The 19,775-nt window shown below is 72.0% G+C and carries 19 protein-coding genes; 9 read left to right on the top strand and 10 right to left on the bottom strand.

Translation table 11 applies throughout. From position 1 onward, the window contains the following. Window positions 1–42: 42 nt before the first annotated feature. Window positions 43–1,344 carry a glycosyltransferase 87 family protein gene (locus tag ACIQ7M_RS05045; RefSeq protein WP_403639819.1) on the top strand — a complete coding sequence of 434 codons (1,302 nt, stop codon included), beginning with the start codon at window positions 43–45 and terminating at the stop codon, window positions 1,342–1,344. Here ACIQ7M_RS05045 and ACIQ7M_RS05040 read toward each other — a convergent pair. From ACIQ7M_RS05040 to ACIQ7M_RS05025, 4 genes are all read right to left on the bottom strand, one after another. Continuing rightward, window positions 1,227–2,513: a D-alanyl-D-alanine carboxypeptidase family protein gene (locus tag ACIQ7M_RS05040; RefSeq protein ID WP_403639816.1), complete on the bottom strand. Its 1,287-nt coding sequence runs from the start codon at window positions 2,511–2,513 to the stop codon at window positions 1,227–1,229. The two genes, ACIQ7M_RS05045 and ACIQ7M_RS05040, sit on opposite strands and share 118 nt — an antisense overlap. A gap of 267 nt (window positions 2,514–2,780) precedes the next feature. Continuing rightward, window positions 2,781–4,034 (bottom strand): transcription termination factor Rho, encoded by a 1,254-nt coding sequence (rho, locus tag ACIQ7M_RS05035; protein WP_403639813.1) that lies wholly within the window; start codon window positions 4,032–4,034, stop codon window positions 2,781–2,783. A gap of 563 nt (window positions 4,035–4,597) precedes the next feature. Further along, window positions 4,598–5,395 carry a nitrilase-related carbon-nitrogen hydrolase gene (locus tag ACIQ7M_RS05030; RefSeq protein WP_403639811.1) on the bottom strand — a complete coding sequence of 266 codons (798 nt, stop codon included), beginning with the start codon at window positions 5,393–5,395 and terminating at the stop codon, window positions 4,598–4,600. Window positions 5,396–5,553: 158 nt separating this feature from the next. Continuing rightward, a complete protein-coding gene (locus tag ACIQ7M_RS05025) occupies window positions 5,554–6,003 on the bottom strand; it encodes a MarR family winged helix-turn-helix transcriptional regulator (protein ID WP_403639808.1) in 450 nt (149 codons plus the stop codon). Between the two features lie 133 nt (window positions 6,004–6,136). Here ACIQ7M_RS05025 and ACIQ7M_RS05020 point away from each other — a divergent pair, with 133 nt between their 5' ends. From ACIQ7M_RS05020 to ACIQ7M_RS05000, 5 genes are all read left to right on the top strand, one after another. Further along, the gene (locus ACIQ7M_RS05020) at window positions 6,137–6,970 is read left to right on the top strand and encodes an alpha/beta fold hydrolase (RefSeq protein WP_403639805.1); all 834 of its coding nucleotides are present in this window, start codon (window positions 6,137–6,139) and stop codon (window positions 6,968–6,970) included. A 78-nt stretch (window positions 6,971–7,048) separates the two neighbouring features. After that, window positions 7,049–8,302, top strand: coding sequence for a cytochrome P450 (locus ACIQ7M_RS05015; protein ID WP_403639802.1), 1,254 nt, complete (start codon window positions 7,049–7,051; stop codon window positions 8,300–8,302). 94 nt (window positions 8,303–8,396) lie between these two features. Continuing rightward, window positions 8,397–9,143 (top strand): nuclear transport factor 2 family protein, encoded by a 747-nt coding sequence (locus tag ACIQ7M_RS05010; RefSeq protein ID WP_403639800.1) that lies wholly within the window; start codon window positions 8,397–8,399, stop codon window positions 9,141–9,143. Beyond that, window positions 9,140–9,481: a YciI family protein gene (locus tag ACIQ7M_RS05005; protein WP_403640896.1), complete on the top strand. Its 342-nt coding sequence runs from the start codon at window positions 9,140–9,142 to the stop codon at window positions 9,479–9,481. The genes ACIQ7M_RS05010 and ACIQ7M_RS05005 overlap by 4 nt, the downstream gene beginning before the upstream one ends. Continuing rightward, complete coding sequence (locus ACIQ7M_RS05000; protein WP_403640893.1) at window positions 9,472–10,755, top strand: RNA polymerase sigma factor; 1,284 nt, start codon at window positions 9,472–9,474, stop codon at window positions 10,753–10,755. Before ACIQ7M_RS05005 ends, ACIQ7M_RS05000 begins: the two co-directional genes overlap by 10 nt. 397 nt (window positions 10,756–11,152) lie before the next feature. On the opposite strand, the gene ACIQ7M_RS04995 is transcribed toward ACIQ7M_RS05000, so the two are convergent. Continuing rightward, window positions 11,153–12,772 (bottom strand): alpha-amylase family glycosyl hydrolase, encoded by a 1,620-nt coding sequence (locus tag ACIQ7M_RS04995; RefSeq protein ID WP_403639797.1) that lies wholly within the window; start codon window positions 12,770–12,772, stop codon window positions 11,153–11,155. Between the two features lie 117 nt (window positions 12,773–12,889). Between ACIQ7M_RS04995 and ACIQ7M_RS04990 the strand changes: the two genes are divergently transcribed. Next, the gene (locus tag ACIQ7M_RS04990; protein WP_403639793.1) at window positions 12,890–13,672 is read left to right on the top strand and encodes a class I SAM-dependent methyltransferase; all 783 of its coding nucleotides are present in this window, start codon (window positions 12,890–12,892) and stop codon (window positions 13,670–13,672) included. Between the two features lie 22 nt (window positions 13,673–13,694). Here the strand turns inward: ACIQ7M_RS04990 and ACIQ7M_RS04985 are convergent, their stop codons facing one another. Beyond that, window positions 13,695–14,420, bottom strand: coding sequence for a GntR family transcriptional regulator (locus tag ACIQ7M_RS04985; protein WP_355769726.1), 726 nt, complete (start codon window positions 14,418–14,420; stop codon window positions 13,695–13,697). Window positions 14,421–15,048: 628 nt separating this feature from the next. On the opposite strand from ACIQ7M_RS04985, the gene ACIQ7M_RS04980 reads away from it, so the two are divergent. Both ACIQ7M_RS04980 and ACIQ7M_RS04975 read left to right on the top strand, forming a co-directional pair. Next, on the top strand, window positions 15,049–15,993 hold the full coding sequence (locus ACIQ7M_RS04980; RefSeq protein ID WP_403639789.1) for an aldo/keto reductase: 945 nt from the start codon (window positions 15,049–15,051) through the stop codon (window positions 15,991–15,993). An 86-nt stretch (window positions 15,994–16,079) separates the two neighbouring features. Continuing rightward, window positions 16,080–16,781, top strand: coding sequence for a hypothetical protein (locus ACIQ7M_RS04975; protein ID WP_403639786.1), 702 nt, complete (start codon window positions 16,080–16,082; stop codon window positions 16,779–16,781). Window positions 16,782–17,029: 248 nt separating this feature from the next. Here ACIQ7M_RS04975 and ACIQ7M_RS04970 read toward each other — a convergent pair whose 3' ends face one another. The 4 genes from ACIQ7M_RS04970 to ACIQ7M_RS04955 all read right to left on the bottom strand — a co-directional run bounded on the left by ACIQ7M_RS04970 (window position 17,030) and on the right by ACIQ7M_RS04955 (window position 19,669). After that, on the bottom strand, window positions 17,030–17,368 hold the full coding sequence (locus tag ACIQ7M_RS04970; RefSeq protein ID WP_355769718.1) for a beta/gamma crystallin domain-containing protein: 339 nt from the start codon (window positions 17,366–17,368) through the stop codon (window positions 17,030–17,032). A 372-nt stretch (window positions 17,369–17,740) separates the two neighbouring features. Beyond that, window positions 17,741–18,142 carry a nuclear transport factor 2 family protein gene (locus tag ACIQ7M_RS04965; protein ID WP_403639783.1) on the bottom strand — a complete coding sequence of 134 codons (402 nt, stop codon included), beginning with the start codon at window positions 18,140–18,142 and terminating at the stop codon, window positions 17,741–17,743. An 8-nt stretch (window positions 18,143–18,150) separates the two neighbouring features. Further along, a complete protein-coding gene (locus tag ACIQ7M_RS04960; protein WP_403639780.1) occupies window positions 18,151–19,116 on the bottom strand; it encodes an acetylxylan esterase in 966 nt (321 codons plus the stop codon). A 100-nt stretch (window positions 19,117–19,216) separates the two neighbouring features. After that, window positions 19,217–19,669 (bottom strand): hypothetical protein, encoded by a 453-nt coding sequence (locus tag ACIQ7M_RS04955; RefSeq protein ID WP_403639778.1) that lies wholly within the window; start codon window positions 19,667–19,669, stop codon window positions 19,217–19,219. Window positions 19,670–19,775: the final 106 nt, after the last annotated feature.

Genomic DNA, 19,775 nt, shown 5'->3' with positions numbered 1-19,775 from the left:
AGAGGCACGGGGGAGGCGAGCGGGGCGATCGGGACGAGGGCCATGAGCGCGCGGAGCACGACGACGAAGCCGACGGGTGCGCGGACGCCGGTCGGCGCGCGGGGGTCCGCCGGTGTGACGGCGCCGCTGAGCACCGACCGCCGGCGCTTCCTCCTCGTCCTCGGACTGGCCGTCGCCGTCGGCGTGTTCACGGCCACCGTGCCGCTGCTGCGCGACTGGTTCGACCTGCGCGTCTACTACGGGGCGGTCGACACCTGGGTCCACCACGGCGGCAGCATCTACGACTACCGGGTGCCGGGGACGACGTACGGATTCACCTACCCGCCGTTCGCCGCGGTCGGCATGCTGCCGATGGCGCTGGTCGGGCTCGGTACGGCGATCGCCGTCACCCTGCTCCTCAACCTCGCCGCCCTGACCCTGGTCGTGGCCATCCTGGCCTGGCCCGAACTGCGCCGCTACGGCTGGTTCGGCTGCGCTCTGACGGCGTGTGTGCTGGCGCTGCTCGAACCGGTCCGCGACACCTTCAGCTTCGGCCAGGTCAACCTGGTGCTGCTCGCCCTCGTCCTGAGCGACGCCTGGCTGCTGTCGAGCGGGCGGGGCCGCCGGGCCGGCGTCGGTATCGGTCTCGCCGCCGCGATCAAGCTCACCCCCGCGCTGTTCATCGCGCTGCTGCTGCTCGGCCGCCGCTGGCGGGCCGCCGGTGTCGCCACGGCCGTCGCCGCGGCCGCCACCGCGCTGGCGGCCTGGGCGGCGCCGGACGCCTCGCGCTTCTACTGGACCGACGCGCTGTGGGACACGACCCGCATCGGGCGCCTGGACTATGTCTCCAACCAGTCGCTCCAGGGGGTGCTGGCACGGCTCGTGGCACCGCAGGAGCCGAGCAGGGCCATGTGGGCGACGCTGGCCCTGCTGGTCCTGTGCGTGTGGGTGCGGCGGACCTCGCGCGCCCTCTCCGACGAGGACTGGATCACCGCCTTCGCCCTGACCGGGCTGGCCGCGTGTCTCGTCAGCCCGATCACCTGGGTGCACCACCTCGTCTGGTTGCTGCCGTCCTTCGCCGTGCTGCTGCGACGGCGCCGGCTGCGGGTCGCGGCGGCCCTGTACGCGGTGCTGTGCAGCAGTGTGGTGTGGCTGTGGTTCGACGACGCGTCCGGCCTCGACGGCTTCCTCGGCAGCAACACCTATACGTGGATCACGCTCGGGCTGCTGCTGTGGCTGCCGGTGGGTCAGCCGCGCCCGGACCGGGCCGCCTTGAGCCGCAGGCCCAGAGCGACGCCCGCCGCGCCCAGTACGGCGGCACCGGCGATCTCGGCCGCGCCGGACCAGTCGAGACCCTCGTCCTGAGAGGACGCCGCGGCGGTCGGCCGCGCGCTGTGCTGCGGCCGGGCGGCGGCCGCGGGTCCGGCGGCGCTACCGGGTCCGGCGGCGCGACCGGGTCGCGGGGCGGGCTGGGCTGGGGCGGAGGGTCCGGCCGGAGGGGCGGCGGGCGCTTCGGGCAGCGTCCCCACGGGATCGACCTCTCCGGCCGCAGCGAAGCCCCAGTCGAGCAGCGAGCGCGCCTCCTCGTACACGGTCAGTCCGCCGCCCGCCTGCGGGTTCATCACCGTGACGACGAGGGTGCGCCCGCCGTGCTTGGCCGCGGCGACCAGGGTGTTGCCCGCGTTGGTGGTGTAGCCGTTCTTGACACCGATCAGACCCGGGTACCGCTCGACCCCGTTCGCTCCGGTGAGCAGCCGGTTGGTGTTCTGGATCCCGTACGAGGTGCCGGCCAGGCCGGGGAACATCGCCTCGGCGGTGGAGCAGTACCGGGCGAAGTCGGGGTTGCGCAGTCCGTCCCGTCCGAACACCGCGAGGTCGTACGCCGACGAGACCTGGCCGGGTGTGTCGTAGCCGTCGGGCGAGACGACGCGGGTGTCGTCCGCGCCGAGGGAACGGGCCTTGGCCTGCATCTGGGCGGCGGTGCTCGTCCAGCCGCCGTTCATCGAGGCGAGCACGTGCACGGCGTCGTTGCCGGAGTTGAGGAAGACACCGCGCCACAGGTCCGCGACGCGGTACGTGATTCCCTCGGCCACGCCGACCATGCTGCTGCCCGCGCCGATGCCCTCCAGTTCCCGCTCCCTGACGGTGTGCAGGGTGCTGCCGGGCAGCGTCGGCAGGACGGTGAGGGCGAACAGGGTCTTCAGGGTGCTCGCGGGCGGCAGTCTGCGGTGGGCGTTGTGCGCGGCGAGGATGTCGCCGGTCCGGGCGTCGGCCACCAGCCAGGACAGCGCTGAGACGTCCTCGGGGACATCGGGTGCGCCGGGCCGGGGCCGTACCTGTGTGCCCGGCTGATCGAGCGACGAACGGGGCGGCGTGGCGGGCCGGGGCGCCCCGGGGACCGCGTCGGCGAGTGCGGTGGCCGGGCTCTGCGCGGCGGCCAGCAGACCGGCCGCGCAGACGGCGGAGCAGGCCAGGGCGGCACGCGTGACCGCGGAGCGAGAGGCGACGGTCCGGAATGAGAATCCGATGGTCATACCGCAAACGTAGGAACGGACGCGGGACACGCCGGGGTGGCCGGGCCGAGTGGCGTCATCGAGCACCCGGATGCCGCAGGCGCGGGCGCAAGGGCAGGCGTCGGGGCGGGCGTCGGAGCGGCGGGGGCCGGATGCGGAACGGGGGTCAGGGCGGCGGGCGTCAGGGCGGCGGGGTGGGCCGGATGTGGAACAGGGGTCCGGACGGCAGGGTGGGGTGGGTGTGGAGCGGGGGCCGGGACGGCGGGTGGGCCGAACGCGGGGCGAGGGTCAGGACGGCAGGGTCGGCTGGATGTGGCGCAGGAAGGTCGCGTTGTCCGGAGTGGCGCGCAGCCGCTCCAGGAGCGTCTCCAGACCCGACTGGCCGTCACGCGTCAGCAGGGCGCGGCGCAGCCCCCGTACGGCGGTCGACTCGGCCGCCGACAGCAGGAGTTCCTCGCGGCGGGTGCCGGAGCCGGTGATGTCGGCCGCGGGGAAGACCCGTCGGGCGGCCAGGGTCTTGTCCAGCCGGAGCTCCATGTTGCCGGTGCTCTTGAGCTCCTCGAAGAAGTAGTCGTCGGCGCGGGAGCCGGTCTCCACCAGGGCGGTGGCGAGGATGGTGAGCGAGCCGCCCTCCTCGGCGAGGCGTGCCGCGCCGAAGAGCCGCTTGGGGCCCTGGAGCGCGGCGGCGTCCACTCCGCCGCTGAGGGTGCGCCCGCCGGCGGCGGCCGCGTTGTTGTGCGCGCGGCACAGCCGGGTGAGCGAGTCGAGCAGGATCACGACGTCCTGGCCCGCTTCGACGAGCCGCTTGGCCCGTTCGACGACCAGTTCGGCGAGCGCGATGTGCTGCTTGGGCGTCCGGTCGAAGGTGGAGGCGTAGACCTCGCCGCGTACGGAGCGCCGCATGTCGGTGACTTCCTCGGGACGTTCGTCGAGCAGCACCACCATCAGGTGGCACTCGGGGTGGTTGCCGGCCACGGCGGCGGCGATCTGCTGGAGCAGGACCGTCTTGCCGGTCTTCGGCGGGGCGACGATCAGGCCGCGCTGGCCCTTGCCGACCGGCGAGACCAGGTCCATGACGCGTCCGCTCAGACCGCTCGCCGGGTGCTCCAGCCGGAGCCGGTCACGCGGGTGCAGCGGGGTGAGGTCGCCGAAGTGCGGGCGGCGGCGCGGCTCTTCGGGGCCGCGGCCGTTGATCCGCTCGACCTCGGTGAGGGTCCGGGGCCCGCCGCGAACCCCTTCCACGGTGTCGCCCTTGCGCAGGCCGTGACGGCGGATCAGCGCGGTGGACACCTGGAGGTCGTCGGGTGAGGGCAGGAGGTTCGCGGAGCGAAGGTGCCCCTTCCCGTTGCCGTCGATGTCGAGGACACCGGCGACGGTCCGGGCCTCGGGCCGCTCCTGTACTGGGGGGTGTTCGAGTGTGGTGGTCATGGGATGTTGTCCTCTCGGGGACGGGATCGCATGGGCATGCGTGAGGGAGGGGGGAGGCCGCGATGAGAGGGCGCGGGGCGCGCCTCGGTGCGGCGGGAACATCACCTCGGACACGACGGGAGAAGTCCCCGGTGGTGTGCGGGAGGTGGTGCCGAGAAGCCGGTCCGCCCGTCGGAATCGACGGTGTGGCGGCGGGAGAAAGGAACTGGCACCGGCGCCTGAAGGAAGAGGCGTACACGAGTGCTGTACGCACAGTAGCACGGGTTGGGGTGACGGGGATGTGATCCGCGTCTCGGCGGATCGGGAGCCCGGTGAACGGCGCCGGGGCACGCGCCCCGGCTGACGGGCGCCCACGCCCCGGCTGGCAGGCGCCCACGCCGCGGCGCCATCCCGGCCCGATCCGCGGCGGGATCCGCCGGCTCCCGGTTGCGCCGATCCGCTGGGGCGGGCGCCGGATTCGCCGTGTGCGCGGCACTCCTTGCCCGGTCTGACGTGGGATTCGCCGGTTCCCGGGCGCCCCCATCCGCTGGGCCGGGCACCGGATTTGCCGTATGCCCGGAACCCCTTGCCCGCCCTGACGTGGGATCTGCCGGCTCCCGAGCGCCTCGACCCGCTGGGCCGGGCGCCGGATCAACCAGCTTCCGAAGCGCCTCGGTCCGCCTGGTTCGCGGCCGGATTCACCGCGGCCGGGGAGCCTCGATGGCGAGCACGCGGTCGCGCAGGACGGGGAGTTCGGCGCGCATCAGCGCGACCTGGGCCATGTCGAGGTCCACCGTCAGGGTGTCCTCCGCGGTGCCGGCCTCGCCGAGGACGGTTCCCCACGGGTCGACGGCCACGCTGTGTCCGCCCTGCCGCATTCCGCCGTGCGTGCCCGTCGCGCAGCACGCCAGGAGGAAGACCTGCTCCTCCAATGCCCTTGTCCGCGTGAGGAGTTGCCAGTGGGTGAGCCGCGCCGCCGGCCATGCGGCGGGTATCGCGATCAGCTCGGCGCCCGCGTCGAGCAGGCCCCGGAAGAGTTCGGGGAAGCGCAGGTCGTAGCAGATGGCGAGGCCGATCACCCCGAAGTCGGTGGGCACGGTGACGATGGCGTCGCCCCCGCCCATCAGGGTCGCCTCGCCGGTGTCGAACCCGTACCGGTGGATCTTGCGGTAGCACCCGCGCAGCTCGCCTGCCCGGTCGAAGAGCAGCGCGGTGTTGTACAGCGTTCCGTCCGCGTCCCGTTCGACGATGGACCCCGCGTGCAGCCAGACCCCGGCCTCGCGTGCCGCGGCGGACATGGCCTCCACGGTGGGGCCGTCGAGTCCCTCGGCGTCGTGCCCCCAGCGGTCGTACGCCCACGCGCCGGCCGCCCACAGCTCCGGCAGCACCACCAGATCGTCGCCGGCCCGGGCCCGGACCAGCGAGGCCGCCCGGTGGCGGCGCTCGTCCGCGGAGTCCGCGTCGTCCACGGAAAGCTGCATCAGCGAGGCACGCATGCCTGTCACCTCCGGGACCGCGTTCCACGCGATCCAAGGAAACGTGTCCCTACGAGCGTAAGGAGGCAGGTGCGCATTCCGCTTCCCGTGGAGGGAGCCTTCGGGCCCGGCGGGCCCCGGTCATGTCCCTCCGGGCTGATGGGCCGGCCGGGCCCGGGTCAGCGCAGGCGCCCGAGAACGTCGGGCGACAGCCGTTCGGCGAGCCGTTCCAGGAGGGCGACCGTCTCGGCGATCTCCGCGTCGTCCTCGGTGCCGAGAGCGGCGCCCAGCGCGGCGTCGACCGGGGTCGCCGCGACCTCGGCCCGGCGGCCGGTGACCTCGGGGACGCGCCGGATCAGGGAGCGGCGGCGGTCGGCGGGGTCGGTGACGGTGAGGACCGAGCCCGCCTCCTTGAGGCGCGCCACGCACGCCGACACGGCGCTCTGCGGCATGCCCGTGCGGACGGCGACCTCGCCGACCGTGGTGTCGGGGTTGGCGTACACGTCCAGCATCACGATCAGCATGGACCGGGTGCTCGTGGACCGTCGGCCCACGCCCTCGGCGGGGATGGCCTCCTCGCCGATCTTCATCAGGGTCCGGCCCAGAAGGAAGAGTTCCGCTCCGTTCATGGCTCGAGATCGTATCAAGCAAGATGCATCAGGAATAATGCATCTCTCTTGATGCATCAAAAATGATGGATTATCTTCGAGAAGAGACGCGACACCGAGGGGTGTCCGCGAGCGACCATGTGAGGAGCCCGTCATGCAGGCCACCCGTACCGGCTCACTGTCCGTCCCCGGCGCCGCCCTCCACTACGAAGTGCGAGGTGAGGGGCCCCTGTTGCTCGTGTCGCAGAGCGGCGAGGGCGACGCCAACCGCAGCGACGCGATGGTCGACCACCTCGTCGAGGCGTACACCGTGGTGACGTACGACCGGCGCGGGCTGTCCCGCAGCGTGCTCGACGACCCGGCCCGCGGCGCCACGCTCGACGAGCACGTGGACGACGTGGACCGGCTGCTGGCCCACCTCGCCGACGGGCCCGCGCTGATGCTCGGGTGCAGCATGGGCGCCGTCATCGGGCTCCGTCTCGCCCGGCGACGGCCCGAGCGGCTGAGCGTCCTGGTCGCCCACGAACCCGCCATCCCCGGCATGCTCCCCGAGGCCGAGAAGCTGCGCGCCCGGCGGGAGCTGGACGAGATGCGTGAGGTCTTCCGCGAGCAGGGCTGGATCGCCGGAGTGCGCAGGATCGGCGAGATCCTCGGCATCGACCCGGCCCGCCAGGACGTCGAGCCGGGCGTCAGACCGGCCCCCTTGGACGCGTCCCGCGAGGCGAACTTCACCTTCTTCATCGCGCACGACGCCGTGACCATGAGCCGGGCCGAACTCGGACAGGACGAGATCGCGGCGCTCCGCGGCGGACCGGTCCGCATCGTCCCCGCGGCCGGACGCACCACACCACGCCAGGTGTTCGACTACCGCTGCGCCGAGGAGCTGGCCGCCGGACTCGGCGTCGCGCCGGTCCACTTCCCCGGTGGCCACAACGGCAACCTGACCCACCCGAAGGGCTTCGCCGAGCTGCTGCGCACGCTGCTGTGAGCAGGCACAATCGATCGTCGTACGGGGCCTGTTGGCGTCGTACGACCGTCAACCCGGCCCAGCAGCAAGGAGAACACGGTGGACACCTCGTCCGTCACACCGCACCGCCTGGACCCCGCGGGCGGCTGCCCGCACGCCGACAACGCGCGGCTGCTCGCGCGGGGCGCCGTCGCGACGGTGGAGCTGCCCGGAGCGGTGGAGGGCGCGGTGGTGCTCGGGCACGAGGCGTTGAAGGAGTTCCTCGCCCACCCCGACGTCGCCAAGGGGGCCCAGCACTTCACGGCCCTGCGCGAGGGGAGGATCGCCGCCGGCTGGCCGCTCATGACCTTCGCCACCGTCCAGGGGATGACCACCGCCGACGGTGACGACCACCGGCGGCTGCGGTCCCTCGTCAGCAAGGCGTTCACCGCGCGACGCGTCGAGCGACTGCGGCCCCGCATAGAAGAGTTGACCTCCGGACTGCTCGACGGCCTGCACGCGGCGGCCGAGGCTGGAGGGGGAGCGGCCGACCTGCGCGAGCACTTCGCGCTCCCGCTGCCCATGAGCGTCATCGGCGAACTCCTCGGTGTCGACGCCGAGTACCGCGACCGGCTCCACCATCTGACGAACCAGGTCGTCGCCACCGACATCGGCCCCGAGCAGGCCGTCGCCGCCAACCGCGAACTGGTGGCCGTGCTGAGCGCCGTCGCGACCGCCCGCGCCGAGAATCCCGGCGACGACCTCACCAGCGCACTGATCGCCGCCCGGGACGAGGACGGCGACCGGCTCAGCCAGCAGGAGCTCATCGGCACCCTGGTACTCATGATCATCGCCGGGCACGAGACCACCCTGAACCTGATCACCAACGCCGTACGAGCGCTGTGCGGGCACCGGGACCAGCTCGACTCGGTCCTCGATGGCGAGGCGAGCTGGGGGGACGTCGTCGAGGAGACCCTGCGCTGGAACGCCCCCGTCAGCTATTTCCCCTTCCGCTATCCGGTACGGGACCTGACCGTCGACGGGACCGTCATCCCCCGGGGCACGCCCGTCCTCGCCGGCTATACGGCAGCGGGCCGCGACCGGGCGGCGCACGGGCCGGACGCCGACCTGTTCGACGTCACCCGCCCCGGGCGCCCCGACGCCGTCCGCCACCTCTCCCTCGGCCACGGCGCCCACTACTGCCTCGGCGCGCCGCTCGCCCGGATGGAGGCCACCATCGCCCTGGAACGGCTGTTCACCCGCTTCCCCGACCTGGACCTCGCCGTGTCCGAGTCGGAGCTCACGCAGCAGACCAGCTTCGTCGGCAACAGCGTCCAGGTCCTTCCCGTACGGCCCGGCGCCTCCCGCTTCTGACGGCGTTCGGGAAAAAAGATTTCGCCGCCTGTCGATTCGCCGGAGTGCCGTCCGTCGGTGGGGTGTAGGAAGCTCATGAGTACCAGGAGGAACCATGAAGTACATGCTGCTGGTCTGCGGCGACGACACCGCCGACGCCTCCGGGATGGCGCCCGTCGAACCGTGGGTCGAGGAACTGGGCGCCGAGCGCGGCGTCCGCCTGCACGGCCACCGGCTCCGGCTGCCCGCCGACGCGGTCACCGTCCGCGTACGCGACGGCGAAGTGCTCCGCACCGACGGGCCGTTCGCCGAGACGAAGGAGTACGTCGCCGGCTTCGACATCCTCGACTGCGCCGACATGGAGGAGGCGATCGAGGCCGCCGCGAAGCACCCGGTCGCCACCATCGGCGCCATGGAGGTCCGCCCCTTCTGGGACGACGAGGACGCCGCGGGGGAGATCCGCCGCCTCGACGCCGAACTCACCGAGGCCCTGCGCGAACGGGACCTCGACCGGGCCATGGCCTGCTACGCCCCCGACGTCGAGGTCTTCCACCCCGTGAGCGGTATGGAACAGAGCGGCGCCGACGCCCTGCGCAAGGCGGAGGAACAGTGGTTCGCGGCGCTCGCCGGCCCCGCCGACCGCGAAGTGCTCGACTTCCGGCTGCGCATCGACGAGAGCGTCGCCTTCAGCCACGCCCTGGTGCGCGTACGCGCCCCGCTCGCGGACGGCACGACACTGGATTCCACCACACGCGTCACCACGGGCTACCGCGCGGCCGGTGACCGCTGGCAGATCGTGCACCAGCACATCTCGGTGCCGTCGGACGCCGGCCGCCCGCCGGCCGGCGAGGCACGGCCATGAAGTACGCCCTGTTCATCTGCACTCCGGTCGACGGCGAGGAACTCACCCCCGAGGAGATGGCCGACGACCCCCGGTTCACCTCGTACATCCAGGAGGTGCGAGAGCGCGGCATCGCGAAGGGCGGCGCCCGGCTGCGCCCGGCCGCCGACGCCACCACCGTCCGGGTCCAGGGCGACGAAGTCCTCCTCACCGACGGACCGTTCGTCGAATCGAAGGAGTACGTCGCGGGCATCGACATCATCGAGGTCGCCGACCTCGACGAGGCCATCGCGCTCGCGTCCCGGCATCCGGCGGCGCTGGGCGGCGGCTCCGTGGAGGTGCGGCCGCTCTGGGAGTGAACGACGGCGTCGAGGAGGCGGTCGCGGCCGCGTTCCGTGCGGAGTGGGGCCAGGTCGTCGCCACCCTGATCCGGGTGACCGGCGACTGGGACCTCGCCGAGGAGTGCGCGCAGGACGCCTTCGCCCAGGCGCTCGACCGGTGGCGGCGCGACGGGGTGCCGCGCCGCCCCGGCGCCTGGCTGACCACGACCGCACGCAACCGTGCCCTGGACGTGCTGCGCCGCGAGGCGGTCGGTGCGCGGAAGCTGCGGGAGGTGGCGGTGTCGACGCGCGACGATGGACCGTACGACCCGTACGGTCCGTACAACCTGTACGCACCGGAACCCGACGAGGAGAGCGGGGTCCACGACGACCGGCTGCGGCTGATCTTCACCTGCTGCCACCCGGCGCTGGCCATCGAGGCCCGGGTGGCGCTCACCCTGCGCACCCTGGCCGGGCTCACCACGCCCGAGATCGCGCGCGCCTTCCTCGTCCCCGAGGCGACGATGGCACAGCGACTGGTGCGCGCCAAGCGGAAGATCCACAACGCCGGCATCCCCTACCGCGTACCGCCCGCGCACCTCCTGCCCGAACGCACCACCGGCGTCCTCGGCGTGCTCTATCTGCTCTTCAACGAGGGGTACGCCGCCAGGGCCGGCGCCGATCTGGTGCGCGCGAACCTATCCGCCGAGGCGATCCGCCTGGCCCGCGTGCTGGCCGGTCTGATGCCCGACGAGCCCGAAGTCCTCGGGCTGCTCGCGCTGTTGCTGCTCCACGACGCCCGCAGCGGCACCCGCGTCGACAGTTCCGGCGACCTGGTCACCCTGGAGGACCAGGACCGTACCGCCTGGGACACCTCCGAGGCGGACGAGGGCGCCGCACTCCTGGAGACCGCCCTGCGCCGCGGGCGCCCCGGCCCGTACCAGATCCAGGCCGCCATCGCCGCCTGCCACACCACCGCCGCCACGGCCGAGGAGACCGACTGGGCCGACATCGCCGGCCTCTACGGCGAGCTCCGGCGCTTCGTGCCCTCCGCCGTGGTCCGGCTCAACCGGGCGGTCGCCGTGGGCATGGCCGAAGGCCCCGACGCGGGCCTCGCCCTGGTCGCCGAACTGGAGGCGGAGGGCGAGCTGGACGCCTACCACCTGCTGCCCGCCACCCGCGCGGACCTGCTGCGCCGCGCCGGACGCGCGGCGGAGGCCGCCGAGGCGTACGACAGGGCCCTCGGACTGGTGGAGAACGCGGCCGAGCGGAGATTTCTGGAGAAGCGGCTCGCGGAGTGTCGATCCGCGTAGGGGCCCTTCGTCGGTGGGGTGAAGGCGCCTCCCGGCCATTGTCGGGCCGGGGGCGACCCTGCCACTGTCCCGACGCTCCAGGAGGTTCCGTCCCATGACTGCCCAGGCCCCCACGACCGTGTCGCTCCGGGTATGCGCGACGGATGCTGCGCCGGTCTTGACTGTCCCCAGCCCCAGCCCCAGCCCCAGCCCCAGCCCTGCCCCCGCCCCCGTCCCTGGCCCCGTCTCCGGCCCCGCCGTCGGTACGGCCGCGCCGGCGGCGATGTCCGCCCCGGTGCGGCGTGCCCGGAGAGCCCTCGGCGCGCTCCTCGCCCCCCGCGCGCGGACGAAGCGGTCCGTGTCGGCGGCCCCGCGCTCGGAAGCCGTCCCGAACACCCCGGACGTCTGGCTCGCCGGGCTACGTCTGGGCGGCTGATCCGGGCCGCGAGCCGGTGAGTTCGAAGACGCCGTAGCCGAATCCGCGGGCGCTCACCGTTCCGGCGCCGATCCCGACGCCGTCCGATTCCAGGGAGCGGACGGCGGAGGTCCACTCGACACGACAACTCGCCTGTTCCCGGCGTGGGTTGACCACGACGAGATACCGGCCGCCCCGCACGTACACGAACGGGTATCCGGCGTGCAGCACCTCGACCGAGCCGGTCGCCCCCAGCTCCGGCGCCCCGGTGCGCAGCGCGACCAGTCGGCGTACGAGACGCAGGAGCGAGGTGTCGTCGGCCCGCTGTGCGGCGACCGTCGGGCGGTCCGGGGACGGATCGAGGGGGAGGTACAACCGGTCGGAAGGAGCCGTGGAGAAACCGGCGTTGGGGCTGTCGTCCCACTGCATCGGCGTTCGGGAACCCGCGCGGTTGTAGCGCGGTCCCAGCACGCTGCCCTCCTTCTCGGGCAGTCCGGTAACGTAGCGCATGCCGATCTCGTCGCCGTAGTAGATCGCCGGAAGGGTCGGCCAGGTGAGCTGGAAGACGAACGCGGCGGGAAGCTGACCGGCCGTGCGGGGGCCGCAGTTGAGACGGGAGAAGTCGTGGTTGGCGGTCGGCAGCGCGATGAACCCGCTCTTGCCGACCGCGCCGGTGGCCTTGCGCCAGGCCTCCAGGAACGGGCCCGGTGAGCCGCGACCCTCGGCGTCGAAGAAGCAGTCGAGCGGGTCCCAGGACTCGTTGACCGTGCCCTCGCCGTTGCTCCACAGCGAGCGCAGGGCCAGCCCGTCGGTGGGGCCGCCGAACTGGAGGAAGAAGTCGGCGTGGAACCCGGCCGGGACGGACACCTCGGGTTCGCCCCATTCCGAGAGGAGCACGGCCTCCGGATGCGCGCCGTCCAGCCAGCGCCTCAACTCCGTCCAGATCGCGGCCGTCTCCCGTTTGTCCGGGTCGTCCTTCACGAGCGAGGCGGCCATGTCCACGCGGAAGCCGGCCAGGCCCAGGCCCAGCCAGTGGTCCATCACCGTCCGCAGTGCGGCCCGGTTGGCGCGCGGACCCGGTGCGTCGACCGGCAGGCGCCAGGGTTCGTCCGGACGGGCGCGCCCGTAACCGAAGTTGAGGGCGGGCTGGAACGCGAAGAAGTTCGGCAGGTAAGCCCCCGGGCGGGTTCCGGGGGAGGGGACGAAGCCGTCCGGGGCCTGTCCCTCGGGCGCCCAGATGTAGCGGTCGTCGGCCGGATCGTCCAGTGCGGCCCGGAACCAGGGGTGTTGGTCGGAGGTGTGGCCCGCCACGAGGTCGAGGAGCACACGGATGCCGCGCCGGCCCGCCGCGTCGACGAGACGGGCGAGGTCGTCGGCCGTTCCGTAGCGGGGTGCGACGCGCAGATAGTCGGCGACGTCGTACCCGGCGTCCCCGAACGGGGACTCGAAACACGGATTGAGCCATACGGTGTTGACGCCCAGCCACGCGAGATGGTCGAGGCGTTCGGTGATTCCGGCGAAGTCGCCGATGCCGTCACCGTTGGAGTCGGCGAACGACTGCGGATAGATCTGGTAGAAGACGGCGTCGGCCAGCCAGGCGGGGGCGGGGCGGAACGAGGTCATGCCCCGGACGATAGATGAGCGCACCCGGCGCCCGCTGCCCCACAGGCCGCCGTCCCCCTCATGGCGCCGTCGGCATCCTCCACCCTGACCGGCCGGACAGGTCCTAAGCTCGGCGGGATGTTCACCCCGCAGGGTCCCACCCTCCGCGAGCTGGCCGTGCAGGCTCTCTCGTCGATCGAGCACGGCTACGACCTGCTCGCGCCCAAGTTCGACCACACGCCGTTCCGGACCCCGGACGCGATCCTCGAAGCCGTGGGGAGCGCCCTCGAACCGATGGGGCCGTTCGCCACCGGGCTCGACCTCTGCTGCGGCACCGGCGCGGGCGTGGAGGTCCTGCGGGATCTGTGCCGGGACAGCGTCACCGGGGTCGACATCAGCGCGGGCATGCTCGCGGTCGGACGCTCGCGGCTCGGGACGGGGAAACAGGCGTCCCCGGCGGGCGGGAGCGGGGCGCCGTCGGTCGCCTTCGTCCGGGCGGACGCCCGCGCCCTGCCCTTCGGGCCGGAGTTCGACCTCGTCGTGAGTTTCGGCGCCTTCGGGCACTTTCTGCCACGTGAGCTGCCCGGCCTGTTCTCCGGCGTCCGCGCCGTCCTGCGCCCGGGCGGACGCTTCGCCTTCCCGATCATGGCCCCGCCACGGGCCGACTCACCCTGGTACTGGGCCCTGCTGGGTTTCGACACGGTGATGCGGGTGCGCAACGCCGTCCGGCGTCCGACCTTCGTCATGTACTACCGCACGTTCCGGCTCGGCGACGTCGAGCGGGAGCTGGCGCGGGCCGGATTCCGGACGGAGCTTCACGCGCTGAACGAGTTCGGCCGCCGACGGGACGGCAGTCCGCGCGCCCGCATGGTCGTGGCCACACGTGAGGACACCCCGGGAGCGCCCGGTGGCGGCGTGTGACGCCGTTCCCCGCCCCCGGTGCTCACGTGGCCGCCGGCAGCGTGAACTCGTAGACCAGGGCGTCCTGTTGGGCGTCCACGGTGAGATCGGTGATTTCCAGGGGGCGGTCGTACTGGTCGTGCACGCGGCGGGTGACCCGTACGGACTGCGGGAGTCTGGTGATCGCGTCCCGGTGGTGCAGGGTCAGACCCGCCTTGCGCATCCAGTCGTAGGCGCGTGAGAGTTGTGCCGAGGCGTGGCCGTCCGCCCGGTCGCGGTAGCGGGCGAGCTCCTCCACCTCGGTCACGGCGATGGCGGAAAACGATGTCACGGCCGAGCGCAGTCCGCTTCCGTCGGTCGCGGCCGACTCGTAGCGATGGACCAACGTCGCCCGCCGCGGGGCGAGTCCGAGGGCCTTCGCGTGTTCCGGTGGGGGAGTCTCCCAGGTCACGGTGGTCCGGCGGCACCCCTCGGGTTCTCCGGTGTGCGCGCCGACGGGGAAGTCGAGGGACGGGACGTGTTCGGCTCCGGTGCCGGACAGCGTCGCATGGCTGCCCCGTCGGTCGGTGGAGACCTGGCCGTCGCGCCGCAGCATGTGCAGCGCCTGCCGTACGGTCTCCCGGCTGACGCCGAAACGAGTGGCCAACTCGCGTTCCCCCGGCAGTCGTTCGCCGGGCGGAATGATCCCGTCACGCAGCTCGCCGAGCAGCTGTGCGGCGATCCGCGCGTAGAGCGGTTCGTGGTCGGTCGGATGGGTGGTGCGGGCCATGTCCGCGCCTCCTGCATGGTGACATGAAGTAGCCGTGTGAGCTCGGTGCGCCACCACATGTAGCATTGGTCTAAACCACTAGCAAAGAGCGTCCGGGGACTTCGGCCGAATTCCGCCCGCGCTCCCGATCGCCCCGCGCCGCGCCCGGAGGGCTCCGCCCCCGGCGTCCTCGCGTGCGGACATCCTTGGGCCGAGGGCGATGCGTGGGTCCGCCCGACCGGTCACGCATCTCGGCGCACCCCTGCCTGCGGGGCCGCGAGATCGCGAGACCCACCCGACCCATCGTGTCCGAAAGTCCCCGGCCGGACGCCGATCGCGCGGGCCCCGGACCGAGGGTCTGTCGGCAGGTCCAAGGGAACGTGTGTCAGCCGGCCCAAGGGAAGGTCTGGCAGCAGGTCCAAGGGAACGTCTGGCAGCAGCTCCCAGGGGATGCGGCAGCAAGTCCATCCGATGCTCTCTCAGGAGGTTCAACGGCCGTGCAGGGACGGTTCGTTCCCGAATCGAGTGTGACAATTCGCCCGGCCCGCACCTCTGTCGGCACGCCTCGTGGCCGCCGCATACTCCTGGCTCCGGCCGGAGGGTGAGACGACCGTCCACCCAGGCCCGGGACGAGAGGAGACGGTGCACAGTGAGCGCGGCGGCCGCGGGGACTTGGAAACTGGGCGACCTGGAGGTCAACCGGATCGGCTACGGAGCGATGCGACTGACTGGCAACGGCATGGCCGGGAACTCGGACGGCCCGCCGATCGACCGCGACCTCGCGGTCAACCTATTGCGCCGGGCGATCGACCAGGGCGTCAACCACATCGACACGGCCTCCTTCTACTTCTCACCGCTGCGCTCGGCCAACGAGCTGATCAACCGCGCGCTGTCGTCCCGCCAGGACGACGCGGTCGTCGTCACCAAGGTCGGGCCGGGCCGCGACCCGTCCGGCGAGTGGTACGCCATGGCCCGCCCCGACCAACTGCGCGGTCAGGTGGAGGAGAACCTGCGGCAGCTCGGCCGGGACCATCTCGACGTGGTGAACCTGCGCCGGAACGGTCGTGACACGCACTCCGTCGCCGAGCACTTCGGGGCGCTCACCGAACTGCGCGAGGCGGGTCTGATCCGTCACCTGGGCCTCTCCAACGTGGGCCCCGAGCATGTCACCGAGGCCCGGTCCATGGGTCCGGTCGTCTGCGTGCAGAACTCCTACGGGCTCGACGCGCGCGGGGCCGACGAGAGCGGACTGGTGGATCTCTGCGGCGAGCTCGGCATCGCCTTCGTCCCGTTCTTCGCGGTCTCAGGACTGCGCAGGGAGGCGGCGGCCGGACAGGAGCGGGACGAACGGGTCCGCACGGTCGCCCGCGCCCACGGCGTGACGCCGGCCCAGGTGCGGCTCGCCTGGACCCTCCACCGCGGGCCCCACGTCCTGGCCATCCCGGGCACGGCCGACCCGGCCCACCTCGACGAGAACATCGCGGCCGGCGCCCTGCGGCTCGCCCCGGAGGAGCTGGAACTCCTCGATGCGCCGACGGGCGGCGGAGAGCGGGCAGGCGGCGGGGCGTCGGGCGCACGCGGGGCGTCGGCATAGCGGGTGCCCCAATACGCCGATGCGGGGGAGGCGTTGTCAGGGTCGGCCGTAGTCTCGCCGCGTCAGGTTCGGTGGATGGAGGCGACGTGAGTTTTGACCTTGCGGTGTGGTTCGAGTCCGGGCGCGTCTCGGTCGCCGACGCCACGCGCACGTACGAGCGGCTGTGCGACGGCGACCTGACCGGTGCCGGAGTCGCGGCGAACGAGGCCGTGGCCGCCTTCCACCGGGAACTGACCGACCGGTTCCCCGGGCTCTCGACCGCGGCGGACGACGACGCGCGGACGGAGGCGTCCCCCTGGGCGGCCGGCCTCGACGTCTCCGCCGCGCATGTGATCATGCCGATGTCCTGGAGCCGGGCCGACGACACGGCACCCGAGGTGGTGGCCCTCGCCGGCCGGCACGGTCTGGTCTGCCTCGACCCGCAGGCCCAGGTGCTGCACCGTCCGCCCGCGCAGCGCGGGGCCGACGGGCTGAGCCTTCGGCCGTGCGTCGGGCTGAAGGTGGAGGACGCGGACCCCGAGGTGATCGACCGCGCCGTGCGCCGACTGTCCGCGGAGAACTGGTTCCTGATCCTGGAGCGGCGCAGCGGCCACTTCCTTCAGGTCGGCCACGGCCCCAACGCGGGCCTCGCCACGGACGGCTTCGCCGTCGAACACCGGGAAGGCTCGATGGAACACCACTACCGCTGTGTGCTGAGCGGGCGGGACGAGGTGGCCGCGCTCTGCGCCGACTACGCGGCGGGAGCGAGCACCTGGAGCGTTGACGCGCAGTGGGCCGGCCTCTTCTGACACGACCGAGTCGTCATCGGTGGAGATCGCTCTTCTCCCCGCACGCCCGTGATCGTGCCCCCGGAATGACCCGGAATGACACGGGAACAGGCCGATACAGGCCGCGCGAAAACCGCGCGACCTGTATCGATAACCCGGAGAGAATTCGGTTGATCCCGGTGTGGAATTCAATTCCACGCGGGACGAATTCATATCCGGGAAGGGCGCGCGTCAGTGCGGACCCTCCTGGGGAGTTTCCTGATCGTCCCCTAGAGGATTTCGATGTCCTTGACCAGCGGGGGACGGCTCGGGAAAGTGATGTCGGTCCACCGGTTGATGCGCACGGAGTCGCCGTTCGCGTCGTAGTAGATGAGATCGTTGTTGCCTGTCGAAATGCGGTCGACCCACCAGGAGCCGAAGTTGGTCCGGCCCTTGTTGGCGTAGCAGTCCACGCTGGACCTCCCGTCCAGGTGCGACCAGATCTTCAGGTAGTCCGCCCCGCCACGGCACTCGATGTGGTCGATGGCGAACGCGTTGCCGGTGGGCATGGCCATCGTGACGGCCAGGGTGGACACCGCCGCCACGGCCACGGAACGGGCTACCCTCATCGTCCTTGAGATCACAACTTCTCCTTCTTTCAATATTTTAACGGGGAGAGCACGACACGGCCGGACGCGTGAAGGCTTGCAAATACGGTGCCTTTCTGCCTCCGTGCGATCCTTCCGTCGTCTTGTCTCGGGCTTTCCCCATGAAGATCCTGCAAGGCGGCTGCATGGGGCAAGGATCTATGGCGCCCCGGGCCGGAATGTGCCCCTGAATGTCTAGATCGGGGCCGCTTGGAGCGGGGTTAAAGCCCGGTTTTCGGCCGCCCGTAAGTCCTTTTGGCCAAGGAGAAGAAAGGAGTCTCCGGTCGACAGGAATACGGATTGTCGACGTCCCTTTTCCTGGCGCCGGCAGTCACGGCGGAAGCCGTCGCGGTACTAGGCCGTCCGCCACGGAAGAGCGGGTACGGACCCTTGGGTGCTGTGCCAGTAGTCCCGTGTCTCCACCGCCAGGCCCGCGGCGTCGAAGCGGACGAGGACACAGCCCGCGAGGGTCGTGGGGCGGCCGTCCTCCTGCGCGAGGACGCGGAACTCGGCGACCGCCCGCCCGTCCTGGCCGACCATCGGTTCGGAGAAGCGGACGTCGGTCGTGTTCTCGGACTCGAAGGACCAGCGGAGGTACGCGGCGAGCTCGTCCCTGCCGTGATGGGGCTCGCGGAACGGCATGGACCGGTGGACGCAGTGGTCCGCGTACAGCTCCAGGATCGCCTCGACGTCGTGCGCCGCCCAGGCCCGCTCCCACACCCGGACGAAGCGCCGGGCCGCCGCGGTCGTGTCCATCGCCGGCCTCAGACGCGCCGGGGCAGCCAGCGCAGCTGCGCCGCCTGCTGGTAAGGGCCGCCGCCCTCATGGTCGTTGAAGTCGTACACCTCGATCTCCTTGTCCGCGTTCCCCCAGGCGTTGAAGGCCGCGAAGACCGTCGACGGCGGACAGGTCTGGTCCTCGAGCGCCGCCGAGAACAGGGCGGGTGCCCGGCCGCGCGCCGCGAAGTGCACCCCGTCGAAGTAGGAGAGGGTGCGCCACACCTGTTCCGTGCGACCGCGGTGGGTCTTGAGGTAGTTGCCGATCTCGCGGTAGGGGGCGCGGTCCGTGAGGGTCGTGGCGCGCGGGAAGTCGCACAGGAACGGGACGTCGGGGGCGATCGCCACCAGGTCGGGCACCAGACCGCCGACCGCGATGGTGATGCCGCCGCCCTGGCTCCCGCCGAGCGCGGCCACCCGCGCCGGGTCGACCAGCGGATGCGAGCGGGCAGCCTCCACGGCGCGCACCGCGTCCGTGAACAGCCGTCGGTAGTAGTAGGTTTCCGGGTCCTCGATCCCTCGCGTCATGAACCCCGGGAAGGCGGGCGCGCTGCCCACCGGGTCCGGGGTGTCACCGCCGCCCCACACGCTCGCCTGGCCGCGCGTGTCCATCACGAAGTGCGCGAAGCCGGCCGACGCCCACAGCAGATGCGTGTGCGGGAGTCCGCGCCCGCCGCCGTACCCGATGAACTCGACGACCGTAGGCAGCGGGGAGTTCGCCCACGCCGGCACGGTCAGCCAGCCCTTGATCGGATGTCCGCCGAACCCGGCGAACGTGACGTCGTGGACCGCGACCGTCTTCAGCGGGATCCCGACCGGCTCGAAGCGGGCGGCGAGGTCGTGTTCGCGGGCTTCCTTGAGCGTTCTGGCCCAGAAGGAGTCGAAGTCCTCGGGCTCGGTGGACGCGCTGCGATAGGAGCGGAGTTCGTCGAGCGGGAGGTCGAACAGGGCCATCAGGGACCACCTTTCGGCACGCGAACGAGGATGATCACACCGTACGTCCGCCCTCGCGGGCCCGCCACGGCCACGTGGGCGCACCCACCAGAGCGGTCCGTCAGCGTACGACGGAGGCCCGTGGAACGACCTCACAGCGAGCGATCTCGTCCAGGGGGCCCATGCTGGCGACGGCCACCCGGAGCCTTGTCCTGCCCTTCGCGGACACGGACACCTGGTCGTAGCTCTCGCTCATGGTGAATCCGTCCGCGTTCTTGTAGTGGACTTTCACGGCGAAGAGGCCCTCGCGACTGTTCGGATTCCTGACCTCGACGGTCACGTACGGGTCGTCCTCGTTCGCACAGTGCGTGAGCAGGGCGGTGCCGGCCTTCAGGGGCCGGGCGGTGACGGAGGGGGACGCCGTGGGGGTGGAACGCTGAGTGCCGCCGCTTTCACCGGTACTTGACGCGGAGTCGGCACCGGGGGTGCCGAGCGGGCTGCCGGACGTCGCCGTCGGCGAGGGCCGCGGAGTGGACTTCGCCTGGCCCGATTTCGTGGCACCACACCCGGACAAGGCTATGACTGCAGCCAAAACCACTCCGGCGGTCATGTGCACCCGCTTGATCACGTCACTCTTCCGAAGAACGGAGCCGCAGGACAGATTTCCAGGACGGCTGCGC

This window comes from Streptomyces sp. NPDC096324 (assembly GCF_044763015.1).
Classification (GTDB): Bacteria; Actinomycetota; Actinomycetes; order Streptomycetales; family Streptomycetaceae; genus Streptomyces.
This window is presented reverse-complemented; position numbering and strand designations above follow the sequence as displayed.